Below are 19,835 nucleotides of genomic sequence, written 5' to 3' on the forward strand. Positions count from 1 at the left end.
TATTAACCTCGCGTCGCCACGCTTTCGGCCAGGATTGCCAGCACCAGTTGCTGGAAGTCCAGGCCAGCCGCACGGGCCGCCATGGGCACCAGGCTATGATCTGTCATGCCTGGTGCGGTGTTGACTTCGAGCAGCCAGAACCGGCCCTGCTCGTCCTGCATCACGTCCAACCGCCCCCAGCCTTCGATGCCAATGGCATCGCAGGCGCGCGCGGTCAGGTCGATCAGTTCCTGTTCCTTGACGCTATCCAGCCCGCACGGGATGCGGTACTGGGTATCGTTGGCGATGTACTTGGCGTCATAGTCGTAGAACACGTGCGGCGTACCCAGGGCGATCGGCGGCAGCACCTGGCCGCGCAGTACCGCGATGGTGAACTCCGGGCCGTGGATCCACTGCTCCACCAGTACCTGGGAATCGTATTTGGCGGCGTCCTGCCAGGCGGCGACCAGTTCCTGGGTGCTGTTCACCTTGGCCATGCCGATACTAGAGCCTTCATGGGCGGGTTTGACGATAAGCGGGAAGCCCAGTTCCGTACTGGCCTGCAAACAATCGCTCTCGCTCGCCAGCACCGCGTGGCGTGGCGTGGGAATACCCAGGCTCTGCCACACCTGCTTGGTGCGCAGCTTGTCCATCGCCAGCGCCGAAGCCAGGATGCCGCTGCCGGTGTAGGGGATGCCCAGGCACTCCAGCAAACCTTGCATACTCCCGTCTTCACCGCCACGGCCGTGGAGGATGATGAAGGCGCGGTCAATCTTCTCGCTCTGCAGGCGTGCGAGCAGGTCGTCACCGACGTCGATGGCAACCACGTCGACGCCGGCAGTGCTCAGCGCATCGATCACTGCGGCGCCGGATTTCAGCGACACTTCACGCTCGGCGCTCTTGCCACCGTACAGCACGGCGACGCGACCGAACGCCTTGACGTCCAGGGTCGAGTGCAGCTTGTCGTAGGCGCTGGTCATTTCGACTTCTCCTGCTTGGCGCCTGCGAACAGCGGGCTTTTCATCAACTGAGGGGCCAGGCCGCCGACATCACCGGCACCCTGGCAGAGCAGGATGTCGCCAGCGCGCAGCAGTGGCTTGACCAGCGGTGCCAGTTCGGCGCCGCGCTCGATGTAGATCGGGTCCAGCTTGCCGCGCTGGCGGATGCTGTGGCACAGCTGACGGCTGTCGGCACCGGGGATCGGCTCTTCGCCGGCCGGGTAGACTTCCATCAGCAGCAGCACGTTGGCATCGCCCAGCACCTGGACGAAATCGTCGTACAAGTCGCGGGTGCGGCTGTAGCGGTGCGGCTGGTAGACGATCACCAGGCGGCGGCTTGGCCAGCCACCGCGCACAGCCTTGATCACCGCCGCCACTTCGGTGGGGTGATGACCGTAGTCGTCGACCAGCATCACACTGCCGCCTTCGACCGGCAGCTCGCCGTATACCTGGAAGCGACGACCGACACCCTGGAAGCCGGACAGGCCCTGGACGATGGCCTCGTCAGTAATGCCTTCGTCAGTGGCGATGGCGATGGTCGCCAGGGCGTTGAGCACGTTGTGGTTGCCGGGCATGTTCACCGAAACCTCCAACGGCTCGCGATCACGGCGCAGCACGGTGAAGTGGGTCTGCATGCCCTGCTGACGCACATTGATGGCGCGGATGTCGGCCTCTTCGCTGAAGCCGTAGGTCACGGTCGGGCGCTTGACCTGCGGCAGGATCTCGCGAACCACCGGGTCGTCCAGGCACATCACCGCCAGCCCATAGAACGGCAGGTTGTGCAGGAACTCGACGAAGGTTTTCTTCAGCTTGTTGAAGTCACCTTCGTAGGTCGCCATGTGGTCGGCGTCGATGTTGGTGACAACCGCGACCATCGGCTGCAGGTGCAGGAAGCTGGCATCGCTTTCGTCTGCTTCAGCGATCAGGTAGCGGCTGGTGCCCAGCTGCGCATTGGTACCGGCAGCGGTAAGGCGGCCACCGATGACGAAGGTCGGGTCCAGGCCACCGGCGGCGAACACTGAAGCCAGCAGGCTGGTCGTGGTGGTCTTGCCGTGAGTACCGGCAACGGCCACGCCATGGCGGTAACGCATCAGCTCGGCGAGCATCTCGGCACGCGGCACCACCGGAATGCGCCGCTCGAGGGCGGTGGCAACTTCCGGGTTGGCCGGGTTGATGGCGCTGGACACCACCAGCACATCGGCGGTGGCGGCGTTCTCGGCGCGGTGGCCGACGAAGATCTCAGCGCCGAAGGACTCCAGGCGTTCGGTGACCGGCGAGGCTTTAAGGTCCGAACCGGACACTTCATAGCCCAGGTTCAGCAACACTTCGGCAATACCGCACATGCCCACGCCGCCGATGCCGACGAAGTGAATGCGGCGAATACGGCCCATCTTCGGCTGGGGCATGGCTTTCTGGCTCTCAACCATGGGCCACCTCCAGGCAGATATCGACCACGGTGCTGGTTGCAGCAGGTTTGGCCAGGCGCCGAGCGGTGCCTGCCATGACGTTGAGTTTCTCGGGTTGCATCAGCACCTCGTTCAGGCGTTCAGCGAGTTGCGCTGCGCCAGTTGTCGCTTGTGGCATCAGGAAGGCAGCGCCTTCGCGGGCCAGATATTGGGCGTTGTGAGTCTGGTGATCGTCGATCGCGTGGGGCAAAGGCACCAGCATCGAAGGCAGGCCTGCTGCTGCCAGTTCGCTGACAGTCAAGGCACCGGCCCGGCACACCACCAGGTCGGCCCAGCCATAAGCCTGGGCCATGTCTTTGATGAAAGGCTCTACCTGAGCCGCGACGCCCGCCTCGTGATAACGCTCGGCGGTGATCGGTGCGTGCTGCTTGCCGGCCTGGTGGAACACCTCTGGCCGCAGCGCCGCGGGCACCTCGGACAGGGCCTTAGGCAACAATTTGTTCAATGGTTCCGCACCCAGGCTGCCCCCCAGCACCAACAGGCGTGCGCGGCGCTCGCCCAAAGGCGTGCGTTGCGCGTCCATGAAGAGCTCCGGACGCACCGGGTTGCCGGTGGTGCGACGCTTGTCGCTGGCCTCGAAGGTGTTCGGGAAAGCTTCGCAGACCCGCGCCGAGAGTGGCACCAGCAACCGATTGGCGGTACCGGCCCTGGCGTTCTGCTCATGGATCACCAGTGGCACGCCGCACAGCCGCGCGGCCACGCCGCCGGGGCCGGTCACATAGCCGCCAAAGCCCAGGACACATACGGGCTTGAGCTGGCGAATGATGCGCCGTGCCTGCAGTACGGCCTTGACCAAGGTGAAAGGCGCCTTGAGCAACGACAGCTTGCCCTTGCCACGCAAGCCGCTGACCTGAATCAGATGCAATGGCAAACCCGCCTGCGGCACCAGCTCGTTCTCGATACCACGCGGAGTGCCCAGCCAGTGCACGCTGTAACCGCGCGCCTGGAACTCACGGGCGCAGGCCAGCGCCGGGAATACGTGCCCCCCGGTGCCGCCGGCCATGATCAATACATTTTTGCCTTCAGCGGCCATGACTGGTCTCCTCGGCAAAATCGCTTTCGCTGAATTCGTGCTCCTCACTGCCCAGGTGCGTGCGGCTTTCCCACTCGATGCGCAGCAAAAGGCCCACGCAGGCGCAGCAGATCACCAGCGAGCTCCCCCCGTAACTGAGAAACGGCAGGGTCAGGCCCTTGGTCGGCAGCAGGCCGACGTTCACACCGATGTTGATCAGGAACTGGCCAATCCACAGGAAAGCCAGGCCGAACGCCATGTAGGCGGCAAAGAACTGTTTGGCTTTTTCGGCCCACAGGCCGATGTAAAGGGCGCGCACGGTGACGAACACGAACAGCGCGACGGTCAGCAGCGAGCCGACCACGCCCAGTTCTTCCGCCAGGACCGAGAACACGAAGTCGGTGTGCGCTTCAGGCAGGTAGAACTGCTTCTGCACGCTGTTGCCCAGGCCAACGCCCAGCCACTCGCCACGGCCGAAGGCGATCAGTGCCTGGGTCAGCTGGTAGCCGGAGCCGAACTGATCGGCCCAGGGGTCGGTGAACGTAATAAGGCGCGCCATCCGGTAGGGCTGCGCCTGAACCAGGACAAATACCGCCAGCACCGCCAGCACCACCATCAGGCTGAAGCGGAACAGCCCCACCCCGCCCAAAAACAACATGGCCGCCGCCGCGCCCATCATCACCACCGTGGCGCCGAAGTCCGGTTCCATCAGCAGCAAGGCGGCCATCGGCAGCAGTACGATGAACGGCTTGAAGAAGCCCATCCAGGTTTCGCGTACCTCGGTCTGTCGGCGTACCAGGTAGCCGGCCAGGTAGATAACCACGAACACCTTGGCGATTTCCGAAGGCTGCACGTTGAAGAAGCTGAAACCGATCCAGCGCATGGAGCCGTTGACCTCACGGCCGATACCCGGCACCAGCACCAGTACCAGCAAGCCGAAAGCGCCAAGCAGCATCATGAAGCCCATGCGCTGCCAGGTGGCGATCGGCACCAGCATGGTTGCACCACAGGCCACCAGGCCAAGGAACACGTACACCAGGTGGCGAAACATGTGATACAGCGGGTTGCCGGACTGTACCGCAGCCACTTCCGAGGAGGCCGAAGTGATCATCACCAGGCCCAGGCCCAGCAAGGCCAGGCAACCGGCGAGCATCGGGAAGTCCAGGTCGATGCCACGGCCGCTGATCAGCGGCGACGGGTAGGGTTTGAAGATGCCGAAGATCATGCAAGACCTCCCGCTGCCTGGGCGAACAGGCGTCCCCGTTCCTCGAAGTTCTTGAACATGTCGAGGCTGGCGCATGCTGGCGACAGCAGCACGGCATCGCCGGCCTGGGCCAGTTCGGCACACTGCTGTACGGCATCGTCAAGCGTCTTGACCCGAACCAGTGGCACGGCATCGCCCAAGGCCTCGGCCAGGCGCTCGGCATCACGGCCAAGCAATACCACGGCGCGGCAGAAACGCTTGACCGGCTCGCGCAGCGCAGTGAATTCAGCACCTTTGCCGTCACCACCGGCGATCAGCACCAACTTGCCTTCGATATCAGCGCCCAGGCCTTCGATGGCGGCCAGGGCTGCACCGACGTTGGTGGCTTTGGAATCGTCGTACCAGTTCACGCCATTACGCTCGCGTACCCACTGGCACCGGTGGGCCAGGCCACCGAATTCGCGCAGAGCCTCCAGCATGGGCTCGAACGGCAGGCCGGCAGCATGCCCCAGGGCCAGCGCCGCCAGGGCGTTACTCTGGTTGTGAGCACCGCGAACCTTCAGTTCACGCGCCGGCATCAGCGTCTGGAACTCGAACGCCAGGTATTTCTCACCGTCCACTTCACGCAGGCCAAACGCTTTGAAGTCGGGCGGGTTGAGGCCGAAGGTCCAGCATGGACGGCCTTCCACCGGCAGCGGCCGGCTCAGGGCGTCCTGGCGGTTGACCACCACCTGGCGGGCACCGCGGAAAATCCGGTGTTTGGCCAGGTGGTAGGCCGGAAGGCCGCTATAGCGGTCCATGTGGTCTTCGCTGATGTTCAGAACGGTCGCCACTTCGGCGTTGAGCTGGTCAGTGGTTTCCAGCTGGAAGCTGGAAAGCTCCAGCACGTACAGCTCGATGTCATCGGCCAGCAGGTCGAGTGCCGGGGTACCGAGGTTACCGCCCACGGCCACGCGTTTGCCGGCCTTGGCGGCCATTTCACCGACCAGCGTCGTGACGGTGCTCTTGGCGTTGGAACCACTGATGGCAACGATCGGCGCCTTGGCATGGCGAGCAAACAGCTCTATGTCGCCAGACAGCTTCACGCCACGCGCGGCAGCCTGCTGCAAGGCCGGCGTGGCCAAGGCCAGGCCGGGGCTCACGTACAGCTCGTTGGCGCGGCACAGGAAGTCCACGTCCAGTTCACCACAGCGCACTTCCACCTGCGGGTAATCACGGCGCAGGGTTTCCAGTTCCGGCGGCTGCTCGCGGGTATCGGCGACCGCAAAGGCAATGCCCCGGCTCGCCAGGAAGCGAACCAGGGACATGCCGCTCTTGCCGAGGCCGACAACGATGCGGAATTGGTCGGAAGCGATCAAAGACACGCTCATCTACCTCAGTTTCAGGGTTGCAAGGCCAATCAGTACCAGGATCACGGTGATGATCCAGAAACGGACGATCACCCTGGGCTCTGGCCAGCCCTTGAGTTCAAAGTGGTGATGAATCGGCGCCATGCGGAACACGCGCTTGCCGGTCAGCTTGAAGGAGGCGACCTGGATCACCACCGACAGGGTTTCCACCACGAAGATGCCGCCCATGATGAACAGCACGATTTCCTGGCGCACGATGACGGCGATGGTGCCCAGCGCGGCGCCCAGTGCCAGCGCGCCGACGTCGCCCATGAACACTTGCGCCGGATAAGTGTTGAACCACAGAAAGCCCAGGCCGGCACCGATCAGCGCGCCGCAGAACACGATCAGTTCGCCCGAGCCCGGCACGTAGGGGATCAGCAGGTATTCGGCGAACTTCACGTTACCCGACAGGTAGCAGAAGATGCCCAGCGCGCCGCCGACCATCACCGTCGGCATGATTGCCAGGCCGTCAAGGCCATCGGTGAGATTGACCGCGTTGCTCGAGCCGACAATGACGAAGTAGGTCAGTACGACGAAGCCGACGCCCAACGGAATGGTGACATCCTTGATGAACGGCAGGATCAGCGTGGTCTCGACGCTGGTTGGCGCCGTCTTGTACAGGAACACCGCCGCCGCCAGGCCGAACACCGATTGCCAGAAGTACTTCCAGCGGCTCGGAAGGCCACGCGAGTTCTTTTCGATCACCTTGCGGTAGTCATCGACCCAGCCAATGGCACCGAACGCCAGGGTGACAATCAGCACAACCCATACATAGCGGTTGCTCAGGTCGGCCCACAGCAAGGTGCTGACGGCGATGGCCGACAGGATCAGCGCCCCACCCATGGTCGGGGTGCCGGACTTGGACAGGTGCGATTGCGGGCCGTCGTTACGCACGGCCTGGCCGATCTGGCGAATTTGCAGGGTACGGATCATCCAGGGGCCCAGCCACAGCGCCAGGGACAACGCGGTCAGTACACCAAGAATCCCGCGCAGGGACAGGTACTGAAAGACCGCGAAGCCTTTGTGGAACTGTTGCAGATACTCGGCCAACAGCAGCAGCATTAATGTTTCTCCCCGCTGGCACCGCACAATGCCGCCACGACGTTTTCCATCGCAGCGCTGCGCGAGCCCTTGATCAAGATAGTGGTGTCACTGGCATTCTCGGCGCGAACCGCATCGATCAGCTCAGCTTGAGTAGCGAAATGGCGGCCATTGGCGCCGAACGCCTTGACCGCATGTGTCATGTTGGAACCCACTGCGTACAGGGCGTCGACCTTGCCACGCGCGTAGTCACCCACCTGACGGTGGCCTTCTTCCGCCCATTGCCCCAATTCGCCGATATCCCCAAGCACCAGAACGGTGCGTCCGGAAAAGCCGGCGAGTATATCAATGGCTGCGCACATAGAGGTGGGATTTGCGTTGTAACTGTCGTCGATTACCCGTACCCCGTTCGGCGCGATCTGCGCCACGGTACGCCCCTTGACCGGTTGCACCGCAGCCAGGCCGGCGGCGATGCCGCTCAGGCTCAGACCAACGGCATGTGCAGCGGCGGCGGCGGCCAGGGCGTTGCTGACGTTGTGTTCACCCAGCACATTGAGTTGCACGGCTACTGTTTCACCGGCGCCATGCAGGGTGAAGGACGGGCAGCCACGGGCATCGCGACCAATGTCTGACGCGTGGAAATCGGCCTTCGGGTTGCTGCGTGCGAAACTGACGACCTTGTGCGCACCGGCACGCGCCTTCCAGATGTCAAAGGCTTTGTCGTCCAGGTTGAGGATGGCAATACCGCCCTGGCCCAGGCCTTCGAGAATCTCGCCCTTGGCTTCGACGATCTTGTCCGGGCCGCCGAATTCGCCAACATGGGCAGTACCGGCGTTGTTGATAATGACCACCTGCGGTTGCGTCAGGCCTACGGTGTAGCGGATTTCGCCAATGCGCGAGGCGCCCAGCTCGATCACTGCCGCGCTGTGTTCCGGGGCGATCTCCAGCAGTGTCAGGGGTGCACCGAGGTCATTGTTCAAGTTGCCACGGGTGGCGTGCACCAGGCCACGGGTGCGCAGGATGCTGGCGAGCATTTCCTTGACCGTGGTCTTGCCGCTGGAACCGGTAATGGCCACCACTGGCTTGTCGAAAGCGGCGCGGTTCAATGCACCGAGCTGGCCGAGGGCCAGGCGGCAATCGGCCACCTGCAACTGCGGCAGGTCGACATCGGCTACTTCACGCTCGACCAGGGCGGCTACCGCGCCTTTGGCTTTCACATCTGCCAGGTAGTCATGGCCATCGAAACGCGGGCCGGCCAGGGCGACGAAAAGTTGCCCGGCGCTGACACTGCGGCTATCGATGCTGACGCCGGTGAACGTGGCGTCGCCACCGATGTGTTGACCCTTCAGTGCTGTGGTCAGCTGGCTGAGTGACAGCGGCTTAAGCATGTGGAGCCTCCCAGGCTGCAAGTGCCTTTTCGGCTTCGGTCAAATCGGAGAAATCATGGCGCTCGCCATTGATCTCCTGGTAATCCTCGTGCCCCTTGCCGGCCAGCACGATCACATCGTTGGCAGCAGCGGTGGCAATCAGGTGCGCGATGGCTTCGCCACGGCCGGCGACGAACTCGACGTCGTCAGGCCTGGTGAAACCGGGGCGAATGTCATCGAAGATGCGTGACGGATCTTCAGTACGCGGGTTGTCGTCGGTAACCAGTACGCGGTCAGCCAGGCGCTCGGCCACTTCGGCCATCAGCGGGCGCTTGCCGCGATCACGGTCACCGCCGCAGCCGAACAGGCACAACAGCTTGCCGTGAGCGTGCGGGCGCAGGGCCTCGAGTACTTTTTCAAGTGCATCCGGCGTGTGTGCATAGTCGACCACCACCAGCGGCTTGTCGCCGCCACCCAGGCGCTGCATGCGGCCTACCGGCCCCTGCAGTTGCGGCGTGACCTTGAGGATCTCGTCCAGCGCATAGTCCAGCGCCAGCAGGGTCGCCACAGCGGCAAGCATGTTGCTCAGGTTGAAGCGGCCCAGCAGTTGGCTGCGCAAGATACGCTCACCTTGGGCGGTGACGAGGGTGGCGCGCACGCCATCGTCACTGAATACGGCTTCGCGGCAGAACAACGAGGCTTCTGGGCTTTCCAGGCTGTAGCTCAGCAGCCGGGTTTCGATATGGTCGACACTTGGGCGACGCGCGAAGTCGGCCGCCAGACGACGACCAAAGTCATCATCCAGGTTGACCACCTGGCAACGCAGGCTCGGCCAGGCGAACAGCTTGGCCTTGGCGGCCTCATAGGCTTCCATGCTGCCGTGATAGTCGAGGTGGTCGCGGGACAGGTTGGTCATCACCGCGATGTCGAATTCCAGTGCGGCAACCCGGCCTTGCTCCAGGGCATGGGAAGACACTTCCATGGCCACGGCCCTGGCGCCGCCTTTCTTGAGGTCGTTGAGGGTCGATTGCACGGCAATCGGGTCGGGCGTGGTCAGGCGGCCGCTCTGCAACTCGCCGTAGAAACCGGTACCCAGGGTGCCAATCAGGCCGCAGCGCTGGCCAAGCAGGTCGAGCGCCTGGGCGACCAGTTGGGTAACACTTGTCTTGCCGTTGGTGCCGGTCACACCGACCAGATTCAACTGGCGGCTCGGTTCACCGTAGAAGCGCCCGGCGATATCTGACAGCTGAGCGATCAGGCCTTTGACCGGAATCAGGGGCACATCGGTCAGCGGCAGCACGTTGGCGCCCTGCTCTTCATAGGCCACGGCAGCAGCACCACGGGCCAGGGCATCGGCGATATGCTCGCGACCATCGACCTTGGCACCCGGCACCGCCAGGAACAAGTCACCTGGGCGCACACTACGGCTGTCCAGGGTCAGCTCGCGAATCAACGGATCACGGCTGGCATGGGCGAAAAGTTTGCTTAATGGCATTGTCATCATCCACGCCCTCCCTTGGCGGCTGCTGCATTGACTTGTGATGGCACGGCTGGTGCTGGTGCAGGTGGCGGCAGGTTGTCTGGCGGCACGTTCATCAGGCGCAGGGTGCCGGACATGACGTTGCTGAATACGGGCGCCGAAACCAGGCCACCGAAGTAACCACCCTTTCTTGGCTCGTCGATGACCACGACGATGGCGTAGCGCGGGTCGCTCATAGGCCCGAAGCCGGCGAACAGCGAGCGGTAGGCGTTTTCGGTGTATCCCTTGGCACCCACGGTGGCCTTACGCGCGGTGCCGGACTTGCCGGCCACGTGATAGAACGGCACCTGGGCTCGGAAGACGCCACGCGGCGCTTCGATCACCTGCTGCAGCATGCCCTGAACGGTTTCGGCAACTTCCTTCGGAATGGCCTGCACGGCTTCCGGCGTCTTGTCGACCTTGATGATCGACAGCGGCACCATCTTGCCGTCGTTGGCCAGCGCCGCGTAGGCATGCACCAGCTGCAGGGCGGTCACCGATACGCCGTAGCCATAGGACAGGGTGGCGGTCTCGGCCTTGCGCCACTCACGATGGTTGGGCAGGTTGCCGACACGTTCGCCCGGGAAGCCAAGGCCGGTGTACTGGCCCAGGCCGACCTGGGACATGACCCGGTAGATGGCCTCGCCGCCGATGTCGAAGGCGATCTTGCTCATGCCAACGTTACTGGAGTTGATCAGGATGCCGGTCAAATCAAGAATCGGGCCCTCGCTGCGCGACACGTCCTTGATGGTGTAGCGGCCGATCTGCAGGCTGCCAGGGTACACCTCGACCTTGTCGGTCGGCTTCCAGCGGCCACTCTGCAGCGCCGCACTCATGGAGATCGGCTTGACCGTGGAGCCCGGCTCGAACACGTCGATGATCGCCCGGTTACGCATGGCCGCCGGGAACATGCTACGTCGGTTGTTGGGGTTGTAGGTCGGTTGGTTGACCATGGCCAGGACCTCACCGGTCTTGACATCCATGATCACCAGGCTGCCGGCCTTGGCGTCCTGTTCGGCAATGGCGTTGCGCAACTCGCGGGTAGCCAGGTACTGCAGGCGCAGGTCTATCGACAACGCCAAGGTCTTCCCGGCCTTGGCGTTCTTGGTTACCTGAATGTCCTTGATCAGCCGACCGCGCCGGTCCTTGATCACCTGGCGCTTGCCGGGCACGCCGGCCAGCCACTCTTCATAGGCCAGCTCCACCCCTTCACGACCGTGGTCGTCGAGGTCGGTAAAGCCGACCATGTGCGCAGTCACATCACCGGCCGGATAGAAGCGGCGGAATTCTTCCAGTCCGTACACACCAGGCACTTTGAGGTCGAGCACGTGCTGGCCCTGCTCGGGGGTCAGCCCCCGGACCAGGTAGATGAACTCTTTGTTGGCCTGCTGGGTCAGGCGCTCGATCAACTGCTGCGGGTTCTGCCCCAGCGCAGCGGCCAATTGCGGCCAGCGCTCCTTGGAGGCCTGCATCTCTTTGGGGTTGGCCCACAACGTGGTGACCGGGGTACTCACGGCCAACGGCTCACCGTTGCGGTCGGTGATCAAGCCGCGGTGCGCCGGGATGGGGATGTGACGCAGGCTGCGTGCATCGCCCTGGCCCTTGAGGAAGTCACGGTCAACCACCTGGAGGTCGATGATGCGCCAGCAAATGGCGCCGACCATGATCGCCAGCAAGCCGATCACTACGCGGAAGCGCCACGGGTAGAGTGCGCCTTCGAGCTTCATCATGGCGCCACCATCCGGACTTCGTCAGCTGACGGCACGCGCATCTTCAACTGCTCGGAGGCCAGGTTCTCGATGCGGCTGGCAGCGGTCCAGGTACTCTGCTCAAGAATCAGCCGACCCCATTCGGCCTGAGCCTTGTCGCGCTCGTTCAATTCACCGTACAGAGTGTTGAGCAGTTGACGGTTCCAGTGCGCACTGTAGGACACGGCAATGGCCGAAACCAACACGCCGACGAACAGCAAAAGCATCAGGAAGCTTCCGCCTGGCAAGGGTTTGGCAAGTAGCCTGCTCACCGCAGCTTCTCCGCCACGCGCATCACGGCGCTACGCGACCGCGGGTTGGCCTTGAGCTCGGCCTCGGAGGCGAACTGAGCCTTGCCGATGAGCTTGATTTTCGGCTCGAAGACCTTGTGCTGAACCGGCAGGTTACGCGGCAGGTTGTCGGCCTCACCCTTCACCAGCTTGCGCATGAACAGTTTGACGATACGGTCTTCCAGCGAGTGGAAACTGATGACCGCCAGGCGACCACCGACTTCGAGCGCATCGAGCGCAGCCTCAAGGCCAGCCTCCAGGTCGCCCAGCTCGTTGTTGACGTGAATGCGAAGGCCTTGGAAGGCTCGGGTAGCCGGGTTCTTGCCCTTTTCCCATGCAGGGTTGGCCACTTTGAGCACCTCCGCCAGGTCGGCGGTACGGGTGAAGGGCTGCTTCTCACGACGCTCGACCACTGCACGCGCCATTCGCCCGGCAAAGCGTTCTTCGCCGTACTCCTTGAAGACGCGGGCGATTTCTTCAACAGGCGCAGTGGCGATGAACTCAGCGGCACTGACGCCCTGGTCCGGGTTCATGCGCATGTCCAGCGGGCCATCATTGAGGAAGCTGAAGCCACGCTCCGGGTCATCCAGCTGCGGCGAGGACACGCCCAGGTCCAGCAACACACCACTGACCTTGCCGTGCAGGCCGCGCGCTGCCACTTCCGCACCCAGCTCGGCAAAACTGCGCTGCACAATGACAAAGCGGCCGTCTTCGGCCGCCAGCGCTTGCCCCGTGGCAATCGCTTGTGGATCTTTGTCGAAGCCCAAGAGCCGCCCTTGCGGCCCGAGCTTGCTGAGTATCAGACGGCTGTGTCCGCCCCGGCCGAAAGTGCCGTCCAGATAGCAACCGTCGGCGCGCAAGGCCAATGCCTCGACAGCTTCGTCGAGCAGGACGGTAATGTGGTTGAAGCCGCTATCTATGGTCACAGGATCAGGTCACGCAATTCGTCGGGCATGGCGCCCGGTTGTTGAATAGCTGCAAGGTCAGCTGCCGAAACCGCGTTCCAGGCATCTTCATCCCACAGCTGGAATTTGTTCAGTTGCCCCACCAGCATCGCCTTCTTGTCGAGCTTGGCGTACTCACGCAGGCGGGGCGGCACCAGGAAACGCCCACTGCCATCGAGCTCCAGGTCAACCGCATTACCAATCAGCAAACGCTGGAGGCGGCGGTTTTCCTCACGCAACGATGGCAAGGCACGCAACTTGGCTTCTATCTGTTCCCACTCATCGAGGGGATAAACACACAAGCAGGGGTCTACGGCGTCAATGGTCACGATCAGTTGGCCATTGCAACGTGAGTCGAGCTCGTCACGGTACCGACTCGGCATGGCGAGACGGCCCTTGGCATCGAGGCTGACGGCGTTGGCTCCGCGGAACACGGCTGTGATTCCCCACAATGTTAGCTTTTTTGTGTCAGAAAACCCACTTCATCCCACTTTCTGCCACTTGCGCACACTATAGGAATCCGCCCGCAGCACCGTCAAGGCACGTTCATAAGGAAAAGCCTTACAGGACCGAGATTTAGCGCAACAAGGGAATGCGGAAGGACTGCCAGAGAGAAAAAAACACGAGAAAAATCAAACCCACGCAAGCGAATGGAGTTCGAAGTTAAAGTAATTTATTAAGAGTAAGATTTTTTCGGTATTACCAGAGAGGATCTGCTATCGATTCAAGCAGGGAAAGAAAGGTGGAGAGTCGATCTGTAAGCCGGGTTTTGTCGAGGACAGTCATTCCTCTACGACGGCCATCACTGGACGCCTCTAGCAACCTACCCGGTTCCGACGCGGGCCACGCCTGATGGAACCCTATTTGGTCTTGCTCCGAGTGGGGTTTACCTAGCCACGAACTGTTGCCAGCCGTGCGGTGCGCTCTTACCGCACCTTTTCACCCTTACCGGCACCGAAGTGCTTAGGCGGTTATTTTCTGTGGCACTTTCCGTAGGCTCACGCCTCCCAGGCGTTACCTGGCACTCCGCCCTGTGGAGCCCGGACTTTCCTCCCCCTGCTGCTCACACAACAAAAAGTTGCGGAACAAAAACAGGCAGCGACTGTCCGATCGACTCTCCGCCGCCAAGGTTACCGACACGCGGGCGCAAGAACAAGCGCTAACGGCATTTATATCAAACTGCCACTATTCGGCTTTCTGCTTTTCAAGGGCCAGTTGATACAACAGGTTCTTGCGCACCCCGGTAATTTCCGCTGCAAGCGCCGCCGCCCGCTTCAGTGGCAACTCAGCCAATAGCAGATCGAGCACGCGCTGCGCTTCGGCACTGATGGCCTGCTCGCCCTCCGGCGCACTCCAGCCGCCGACCAGCACCACGCATTCACCACGCTGCTGATTGCTGTCGCCGGCTACGAAGGCGCGCAACTCGGCCAGCGGCAAGCCCTTCAGGGTCTCGAAGGTCTTGGTCAGTTCACGCGCCAGCAACGCCGGACGATCGCCACCAAATACCGCCTCCATGTCTTCAAGGCACTCCAGGATGCGATGCGGGGCTTCGTAGAAGATCAACGTGCGCGGCTCTTCCCTCACCTGCTCCAGGCGCGCCCGGCGCCCCGCCTGCTTGGCCGGCAGGAAGCCTTCGAAGATGAAGCGATCCGACGGCAGGCCTGCCGCCGAAAGCGCGGCGATCAAGGCACAGGCGCCCGGCACCGGCACCACGCTCACCCCCGCAGCACGCGCCTGACGCACCAGGTGATAGCCCGGGTCGGAAATCAGAGGCGTGCCGGCATCGGAGACCAGCGCCACATTTTCACCCGCCAGCAGTTTGGAGAGAAAACGCCCGCCCTCGTCACGCTCGTTGTGCTCATGACAAGCGGCCAACGGCGTATCGATGCCAAAGTGTTGCAGCAGGCGGATCGAATGACGGGTGTCTTCGGCGGCGATCAGCGCCACGTCCGCCAGCACCTTCAGCGCCCGGGCGCTCATGTCGTCGAGGTTGCCGATGGGGGTTGCCACCACATACAGCGTCCCCACCGTGGATTTCGAAGCCCCTGCCACATCAGTCACTGCGCACACCTGTCATTCGGATCAAAGGCGCCATTGTAGCCCGAGCGCCTGCAACAGGGCGCAAAGAACTTCGCCGGCGATCAGGAACACGCCACCTATAGTGAAGGATCGACACAGCAACATCGCGCCCCGGCCAGTGCTTGGGTACAATTGCCGGCCAACTTGATCGAGTAACAGGACCTTTACATGATCGCTTGCCTGCGGCTGCTCACAGCCCTCTGCCTCGCCGCCCTGCTGGCAGCCTGCGCCAGCTCGCCCTCATCCAGCCTGGGCGAACTACCACGCACCCCGGACGCCAGCATCGAGCAACTGCTCGAAAAGGCCGCTTCCAGCAAGTCTGCGGAAGACGCCGCGCTGCTGCGCCTGAGCGCCGCCGACCTGGCCTACAAGCAGAAGGACTTCCCACGCGCCGCACGCATTCTCGAGCAGGTCCCGCTGGACACGCTCAAGCCGGCCCAGCAAGTGTTCGCCAGCACCCTCGCGGCCGAGCTGGCCATGAGCCGCAACCAGCCCAAGGCAGCGCTGACCGCCCTGGCCCACCCCAGCCTGCAGCGCCTCGCCGAACTGCCGGCAGACCTGCAAGCGCGCACCTACAGTGTGCACGCCGCCGCGCTCGAAGCCGATGGCCAGGCCCTGGCTGCCGCACAGCAGCGCATCCTGCTGGCCCCGCTGCTTGGCGGCCAGGCCGCCAGCACCAACAATGACGCCATCTGGGCCTTGGTCGCCTCGCTGCCTGCAGAGCAACTGCAGCAGCCAACCAACGATCAGACCCTGGCTGGCTGGACCAGCCTGGCCTTCGCCGTGAAAAGCGCCGGCACCCTGGAGCAGCAGCAAGCGGCCATCGAAGCCTGGGTCAAACAGCACCCGGACCACCCTGCCGCCCAGCAACTGCCGCTGGCCCTGACCAAGCTCAAGGAGCTGGCCAGCCAGCCGCTGACCAAGATCGCCCTGCTGCTGCCTCAGGAAGGCCCGCTGGCCGGTGTAGCCCGCGCCCTGCGCGATGGCTTCATGGCCGCCCACTTCCAGGCCCAGCAAAGCGGCCAGCCAGCGCCTGCGGTACAGGTGTTCGACAGCTCACGCATCGGCTCGCTGGACGACTTCTATCGCCAGGCGCAAGCCGCCGGCGTGCAACTGGTCATCGGCCCGCTTGAAAAGCCATTGGTCAAACAACTGGCCGCCAAACCACAGCTGCCGATCACCACACTGGCCCTGAACTACGCCGACGCTGGCCAGAAGGCGCCGCCACAACTGTTCCAGTTCGGCCTGGCTGCCGAGGACGAAGCCCGCGAAGTGGCCCGCCGCGCCCGCGCCGATGGCATGGTCCGCGCCGTTGCCCTGGTGCCGAGCGGCGAATGGGGTGACCGTGTCCTGGCCGCCTTCCGCCAGGACTGGGAAGGCAATGGCGGAACCCTGCTCGCCGCCGAGCGCATCGCCCAGCCGGTCGCCCTGGCCCAGCAAATTGCCGACCTGTTCCAGCTGCGCCAGAGCGAAGGCCGCGCCAAGAGCCTGCAAAGCACGGTGGGCGGCAGCATCGCTGCACAACCGTCGCGCCGCCAGGACATCGACTTCATCTTCCTCGCCTCGACCCCACAACAGGCGCAACAGATCAAGCCGACCCTGAACTTCCAGTACGCCGGTGACGTGCCGGTCTATGCCACCTCGAACCTGTACAGCGCCAGCGGTGACATCAACCAGTACAATGACATGAACGGCATCCGCTTCTGCGAAACACCGTGGCTGCTCGACACCAGCAACAGCCTGCGTCAACAGGTTGTACAGCAGTGGCCGCAAGCCGCCGGCAGCCTCGGCCGCCTGTATGCCATGGGCGTCGATGCCTACAGCCTGGCGCCGCGCCTGGGCCAACTGAAAGCGCTACCGGACAACCGCGTCCTTGGCCTTTCGGGCAGCCTGAGCATCAATGCCAACCAGCGCGTCGAACGCCAGCTGCCTTGGGCCGAGTTTAGCGGCGGCCAGGTCAAGCGCCTGCCTGACACCGTGCGTTGATGGCCGCAGCATCGCCTACCCGTGCCGGGCAAGCGGCAGAAACCCAAGCCCTTGAGTACCTTCAGGGGCAAGGGCTGCAGTTGCTGGCACGCAACTGGCGATGCAAAGGCGGTGAGCTTGATCTGGTCATGCTCGACGCCGATACAGTAGTATTCGTCGAAGTCCGCTACCGGTTGCACGCGGGCTTCGGAGGCGCTCTCGACAGTATCGACGGGCGCAAGCAGAAACGGTTGGTGCTTGCCGCCACCCTGTTCCTGCAGAAGGAGGCCCACTGGGGCAACTACCCCTGCCGCTTCGACGTGGTCGCCCTGCAGGGTAGCCACCATGCAGGCAGACCGCTTCAATGGCTGAAAAACGCCTTCGAATGCTGAACCCACTTCGTTTTTTTTGCTCTATGTATCGCGGGCTGGTCGTTGTTGCGCGTAGCAAAGGCCACCGCCCCATTTAAGGTCACCAGATGGACATGCAATCCCGAATTCGCCGGCTGTTCGAGGCCAGCATCGAAACCAAGCAACAGGCAATGGACATCCTGGCACCGCACATCGAGCAGGCCAGCCTGGTCATGGTCAATGCGTTGCTCAACGAGGGCAAGATGCTCGCCTGCGGAAACGGCGGCTCGGCCGGCGATGCCCAGCACTTTTCATCGGAGCTGCTCAACCGCTTCGAGCGCGAGCGCCCCAGCCTGCCAGCTATCGCGCTGACCACCGACAGCTCGACCCTGACCTCGATCGCCAACGACTACAGCTACAACGAAGTCTTTTCCAAGCAGATCCGCGCCCTGGGCCAGCCCGGTGACGTTCTGCTGGCGATCTCCACCAGCGGCAATTCGGCCAACGTGATCCAGGCCATCCAGGCCGCACATGACCGTGAAATGATTGTCGTAGCATTGACGGGTCGCGACGGCGGCGGCATGGCTTCGCTGCTGCTGCCCGAGGACGTGGAAATCCGCGTGCCTTCGACAGTTACCGCGCGTATCCAGGAAGTCCACCTGCTGGCGATCCACTGCCTGTGCGATCTGATCGACAGCCAACTGTTCGGGAGTGAAGAATGACCCCTATGCGCCTCGGCCTGATGGCCCTGACCCTGTGCCTGAGCGTCACCGGTTGCAGCTCGGTACTCACCTCTACCCGCAATTCGCCGATCGAGGACGATCGCGGCACGCGCACCATCGGCAGCAAGATCGACGACTCGCTGATCGAGACCAAGGCCGCCGTGAACATTTCCAAAGCCAACCCAAACCTGGACAAGGGCTCGCACATCGTTGTCAGCAGCTACAACGGTATCGTCCTGCTGGCCGGGCAGACCCCACGCGCCGACCTCAAGAGCCTCGCGGAGCAAACCGCCAGCCAGGTCCAGCGGGTCAAGAAAGTGCACAACGAGCTGCAAGTGATGCAGCCCTCCTCCATTCTGGCGCGCAACAACGACGCCTGGCTGACCACCAAGATCAAGACCCAGATGCTGACCGACAGCGCCGTGCCCAGCTCGCGCATCAAGGTGATTACCGAAAACGGCATCGTCTACCTGCTGGGCCTGGTCACCCGTCAAGAAGCCAACTCGGCCACTGCCGTGGTGCAGGGTGTTTCGGGCGTGCAGAAGATCGTCAAGCTGTTCGAGTACATCGATTGACTCAGTGATTGCCTGGACAGGCCAAACAAAAAAGGCGATCCATCCGGATCGCCTTTTTTTGTTACTTGACCACTTTCAGGCTTGGCCGGCCAGTCGGACGCGGCGGCTGCCCTCCATCGTCTGGCGGGCCATCGTCATCCGGCTGCACATCATCGTCTTCCAGCTCGTCGCCATCCATCGAAGACGGCTCCAGCTCGAAGACCATACCCTGGCCATTTTCGCGGGCGTAGATACCCAGGATTGCACCAACCGGCACGAACAGCGAGTGAGCCACGCCACTGAAGCGGCCCTCGAAGCTGACTGCATCATTGTCCATGTGCAGGCTACGCACGGCACTTGGCGAGATATTCAAGACGATCTGGCCATCACTGGCGAAACCATCCGGCACCTGAACTTTCGGGAATTCGGCATTGACCAGCATATGGGGCGTGCAATCGTTGTCGACGATCCACTCGTACAGTGCTCGAACCAGATAGGGGCGACTGGAGTTCATCAACGGCTCCTTAAAGCTTGCGCATTTCACGTTCTACGGAGGACAGGCTCGCCTGGAAAGGCTCGCGGGCGAACTGGCGCTCCATGTAATCCAGCAGCGGCTTGGCTTGCCGCGGCAATTCGATACCCAACACCGGCAAACGCCAGAGTATGGGCAATAGACAGCAATCGACCAGGCTTTGCTCATCACTCATGAAGCAGGCGAACTCGCTGAACAACGGCGAGACCCCGGTCAGGCTTTCGCGCAAGGCCTTGCGGGCTTCGGTTCGGGCAGCTTCACTGCTACGCGGGTCAAGCACGGTATCGGCCAAGGCACACCAGTCGCGCTGGATGCGGTGCATCAGCAGACGGCTGTTGCCACGCGCTACCGGGTATACCGGCATCAGCGGCGGGTGCGGGTAACGCTCCTCGAGGTATTCCATCACCACGGTCGATTCATACAACGCCAGGTCACGGTCGACCAAGGTCGGCACGCTGCCATAAGGGTTGACCTCGGCCAGCTTCCGCGGCAGGTGGGCGGGATCGACATCGATCAACTGCACGCTGACGCCCTTCTCGGCCAGAACCAGGCGAACCCGATGAGAATAGTGATCAGCGGGATCGGAATAGCAGGCTAACCTGTTGGTTGCGCCCATGTAGCGGCTCCTCGCACGGATGCTTGTGCAACTTTAAATGAAAACGCGCCCGGGGTGG

General features: G+C 62.9%; 19 protein-coding genes and 1 other RNA gene. 4 read left to right on the plus strand and 16 right to left on the minus strand.

Annotated features, from left to right (window positions below; all coding sequences use genetic code 11):
* Positions 1-2 precede the first annotated feature (2 nt).
* The 14 genes from LU682_RS24690 to rsmI form a co-directional block, all read right to left on the minus strand.
* On the minus strand, positions 3-959 hold the full coding sequence (locus LU682_RS24690) for a D-alanine--D-alanine ligase (RefSeq protein WP_020192745.1): 957 nt from the start codon (positions 957-959) through the stop codon (positions 3-5).
* Positions 956-2,404 carry a UDP-N-acetylmuramate--L-alanine ligase gene (murC, locus tag LU682_RS24695; protein ID WP_010952455.1) on the minus strand — a complete coding sequence of 483 codons (1,449 nt, stop codon included), beginning with the start codon at positions 2,402-2,404 and terminating at the stop codon, positions 956-958. Before murC ends, LU682_RS24690 begins: the two co-directional genes overlap by 4 nt.
* Complete coding sequence (gene murG / locus LU682_RS24700) at positions 2,397-3,476, minus strand: undecaprenyldiphospho-muramoylpentapeptide beta-N-acetylglucosaminyltransferase (RefSeq protein WP_010952454.1); 1,080 nt, start codon at positions 3,474-3,476, stop codon at positions 2,397-2,399. The genes murC and murG overlap by 8 nt, the downstream gene beginning before the upstream one ends.
* Positions 3,466-4,680, minus strand: coding sequence for a putative lipid II flippase FtsW (gene ftsW / locus LU682_RS24705; protein WP_010952453.1), 1,215 nt, complete (start codon positions 4,678-4,680; stop codon positions 3,466-3,468). The genes murG and ftsW overlap by 11 nt, the downstream gene beginning before the upstream one ends.
* Entirely contained in the window at positions 4,677-6,023 is a 1,347-nt protein-coding gene (murD, locus tag LU682_RS24710; protein WP_029615326.1) for a UDP-N-acetylmuramoyl-L-alanine--D-glutamate ligase, read from the minus strand. The genes ftsW and murD overlap by 4 nt, the downstream gene beginning before the upstream one ends.
* Positions 6,024-6,029: 6 nt before the next feature.
* Positions 6,030-7,112, minus strand: coding sequence for a phospho-N-acetylmuramoyl-pentapeptide-transferase (mraY, locus tag LU682_RS24715; RefSeq protein WP_003251852.1), 1,083 nt, complete (start codon positions 7,110-7,112; stop codon positions 6,030-6,032).
* Complete coding sequence (locus LU682_RS24720; RefSeq protein WP_060488870.1) at positions 7,112-8,479, minus strand: UDP-N-acetylmuramoyl-tripeptide--D-alanyl-D-alanine ligase; 1,368 nt, start codon at positions 8,477-8,479, stop codon at positions 7,112-7,114. Before LU682_RS24720 ends, mraY begins: the two co-directional genes overlap by 1 nt.
* Positions 8,472-9,959 carry a UDP-N-acetylmuramoyl-L-alanyl-D-glutamate--2,6-diaminopimelate ligase gene (locus LU682_RS24725; RefSeq protein WP_049587439.1) on the minus strand — a complete coding sequence of 496 codons (1,488 nt, stop codon included), beginning with the start codon at positions 9,957-9,959 and terminating at the stop codon, positions 8,472-8,474. Before LU682_RS24725 ends, LU682_RS24720 begins: the two co-directional genes overlap by 8 nt.
* Positions 9,959-11,704, minus strand: coding sequence for a peptidoglycan D,D-transpeptidase FtsI family protein (locus tag LU682_RS24730; protein ID WP_162490564.1), 1,746 nt, complete (start codon positions 11,702-11,704; stop codon positions 9,959-9,961). Before LU682_RS24730 ends, LU682_RS24725 begins: the two co-directional genes overlap by 1 nt.
* Complete coding sequence (gene ftsL / locus LU682_RS24735; RefSeq protein ID WP_010952448.1) at positions 11,704-11,997, minus strand: cell division protein FtsL; 294 nt, start codon at positions 11,995-11,997, stop codon at positions 11,704-11,706. The genes LU682_RS24730 and ftsL overlap by 1 nt, the downstream gene beginning before the upstream one ends.
* Positions 11,994-12,941 (minus strand): 16S rRNA (cytosine(1402)-N(4))-methyltransferase RsmH, encoded by a 948-nt coding sequence (gene rsmH, locus LU682_RS24740; protein ID WP_010952447.1) that lies wholly within the window; start codon positions 12,939-12,941, stop codon positions 11,994-11,996. Before rsmH ends, ftsL begins: the two co-directional genes overlap by 4 nt.
* Positions 12,938-13,393 (minus strand): division/cell wall cluster transcriptional repressor MraZ, encoded by a 456-nt coding sequence (gene mraZ / locus LU682_RS24745; RefSeq protein WP_004575120.1) that lies wholly within the window; start codon positions 13,391-13,393, stop codon positions 12,938-12,940. Before mraZ ends, rsmH begins: the two co-directional genes overlap by 4 nt.
* A gap of 308 nt (positions 13,394-13,701) precedes the next feature.
* Positions 13,702-14,077: RNase P RNA component class A (rnpB, locus tag LU682_RS24750), an RNA gene on the minus strand.
* 67 nt (positions 14,078-14,144) lie between these two features.
* Positions 14,145-14,939: a 16S rRNA (cytidine(1402)-2'-O)-methyltransferase gene (gene rsmI / locus LU682_RS24755; protein WP_230065380.1), complete on the minus strand. Its 795-nt coding sequence runs from the start codon at positions 14,937-14,939 to the stop codon at positions 14,145-14,147.
* A 267-nt stretch (positions 14,940-15,206) separates the two neighbouring features.
* Here rsmI and LU682_RS24760 point away from each other — a divergent pair, with 267 nt between their 5' ends.
* From LU682_RS24760 to LU682_RS24775, 4 genes are all read left to right on the plus strand, one after another.
* Positions 15,207-17,024, plus strand: a complete 1,818-nt coding sequence (locus LU682_RS24760) for a penicillin-binding protein activator (protein WP_010952444.1) — start codon at positions 15,207-15,209, stop codon at positions 17,022-17,024.
* Positions 17,024-17,395, plus strand: a complete 372-nt coding sequence (locus tag LU682_RS24765; protein WP_020190054.1) for a YraN family protein — start codon at positions 17,024-17,026, stop codon at positions 17,393-17,395. The genes LU682_RS24760 and LU682_RS24765 overlap by 1 nt, the downstream gene beginning before the upstream one ends.
* A gap of 86 nt (positions 17,396-17,481) precedes the next feature.
* Positions 17,482-18,075, plus strand: coding sequence for a phosphoheptose isomerase (locus LU682_RS24770; RefSeq protein WP_012053657.1), 594 nt, complete (start codon positions 17,482-17,484; stop codon positions 18,073-18,075).
* On the plus strand, positions 18,072-18,650 hold the full coding sequence (locus tag LU682_RS24775; protein ID WP_010952442.1) for a BON domain-containing protein: 579 nt from the start codon (positions 18,072-18,074) through the stop codon (positions 18,648-18,650). The genes LU682_RS24770 and LU682_RS24775 overlap by 4 nt, the downstream gene beginning before the upstream one ends.
* Positions 18,651-18,711: 61 nt before the next feature.
* Here the strand turns inward: LU682_RS24775 and LU682_RS24780 are convergent, their stop codons facing one another.
* Together LU682_RS24780 and LU682_RS24785 are read right to left on the minus strand one after the other, a co-directional pair.
* On the minus strand, positions 18,712-19,143 hold the full coding sequence (locus LU682_RS24780; RefSeq protein WP_003251830.1) for a ClpXP protease specificity-enhancing factor: 432 nt from the start codon (positions 19,141-19,143) through the stop codon (positions 18,712-18,714).
* Positions 19,144-19,153: 10 nt separating this feature from the next.
* The gene (locus tag LU682_RS24785; protein WP_010952440.1) at positions 19,154-19,777 is read right to left on the minus strand and encodes a glutathione S-transferase N-terminal domain-containing protein; all 624 of its coding nucleotides are present in this window, start codon (positions 19,775-19,777) and stop codon (positions 19,154-19,156) included.
* Between the last annotated feature and the right edge of the window lie 58 nt (positions 19,778-19,835).

Source organism: Pseudomonas alloputida, assembly GCF_021283545.2.
GTDB lineage: Bacteria > Pseudomonadota > Gammaproteobacteria > Pseudomonadales > Pseudomonadaceae > Aquipseudomonas > Aquipseudomonas alloputida.

Excerpts from the sequence above, each read along its gene's own strand:
- LU682_RS24780 (WP_003251830.1), bottom strand. The coding sequence starts at position 19,143 with ATGAACTCCAGTCGCCCCTATCTGGTTCGAGCACTGTACGAGTGGATC.
- LU682_RS24765 (WP_020190054.1), top strand. The coding sequence starts at position 17,024 with ATGGCCGCAGCATCGCCTACCCGTGCCGGGCAAGCGGCAGAAACCCAA.
- LU682_RS24760 (WP_010952444.1), top strand. The coding sequence starts at position 15,207 with ATGATCGCTTGCCTGCGGCTGCTCACAGCCCTCTGCCTCGCCGCCCTG.
- ftsW (WP_010952453.1), bottom strand. The coding sequence starts at position 4,680 with ATGATCTTCGGCATCTTCAAACCCTACCCGTCGCCGCTGATCAGCGGC.
- LU682_RS24690 (WP_020192745.1), bottom strand. The coding sequence starts at position 959 with ATGACCAGCGCCTACGACAAGCTGCACTCGACCCTGGACGTCAAGGCG.
- LU682_RS24770 (WP_012053657.1), top strand. The coding sequence starts at position 17,482 with ATGGACATGCAATCCCGAATTCGCCGGCTGTTCGAGGCCAGCATCGAA.
- murG (WP_010952454.1), bottom strand. The coding sequence starts at position 3,476 with ATGGCCGCTGAAGGCAAAAATGTATTGATCATGGCCGGCGGCACCGGG.
- mraY (WP_003251852.1), bottom strand. The coding sequence starts at position 7,112 with ATGCTGCTGCTGTTGGCCGAGTATCTGCAACAGTTCCACAAAGGCTTC.
- LU682_RS24730 (WP_162490564.1), bottom strand. The coding sequence starts at position 11,704 with ATGAAGCTCGAAGGCGCACTCTACCCGTGGCGCTTCCGCGTAGTGATC.
- LU682_RS24785 (WP_010952440.1), bottom strand. The coding sequence starts at position 19,777 with ATGGGCGCAACCAACAGGTTAGCCTGCTATTCCGATCCCGCTGATCAC.
- LU682_RS24725 (WP_049587439.1), bottom strand. The coding sequence starts at position 9,959 with ATGACAATGCCATTAAGCAAACTTTTCGCCCATGCCAGCCGTGATCCG.
- rsmI (WP_230065380.1), bottom strand. The coding sequence starts at position 14,939 with ATGAGCGCCCGGGCGCTGAAGGTGCTGGCGGACGTGGCGCTGATCGCC.
- LU682_RS24775 (WP_010952442.1), top strand. The coding sequence starts at position 18,072 with ATGACCCCTATGCGCCTCGGCCTGATGGCCCTGACCCTGTGCCTGAGC.
- murC (WP_010952455.1), bottom strand. The coding sequence starts at position 2,404 with ATGGTTGAGAGCCAGAAAGCCATGCCCCAGCCGAAGATGGGCCGTATT.
- LU682_RS24720 (WP_060488870.1), bottom strand. The coding sequence starts at position 8,479 with ATGCTTAAGCCGCTGTCACTCAGCCAGCTGACCACAGCACTGAAGGGT.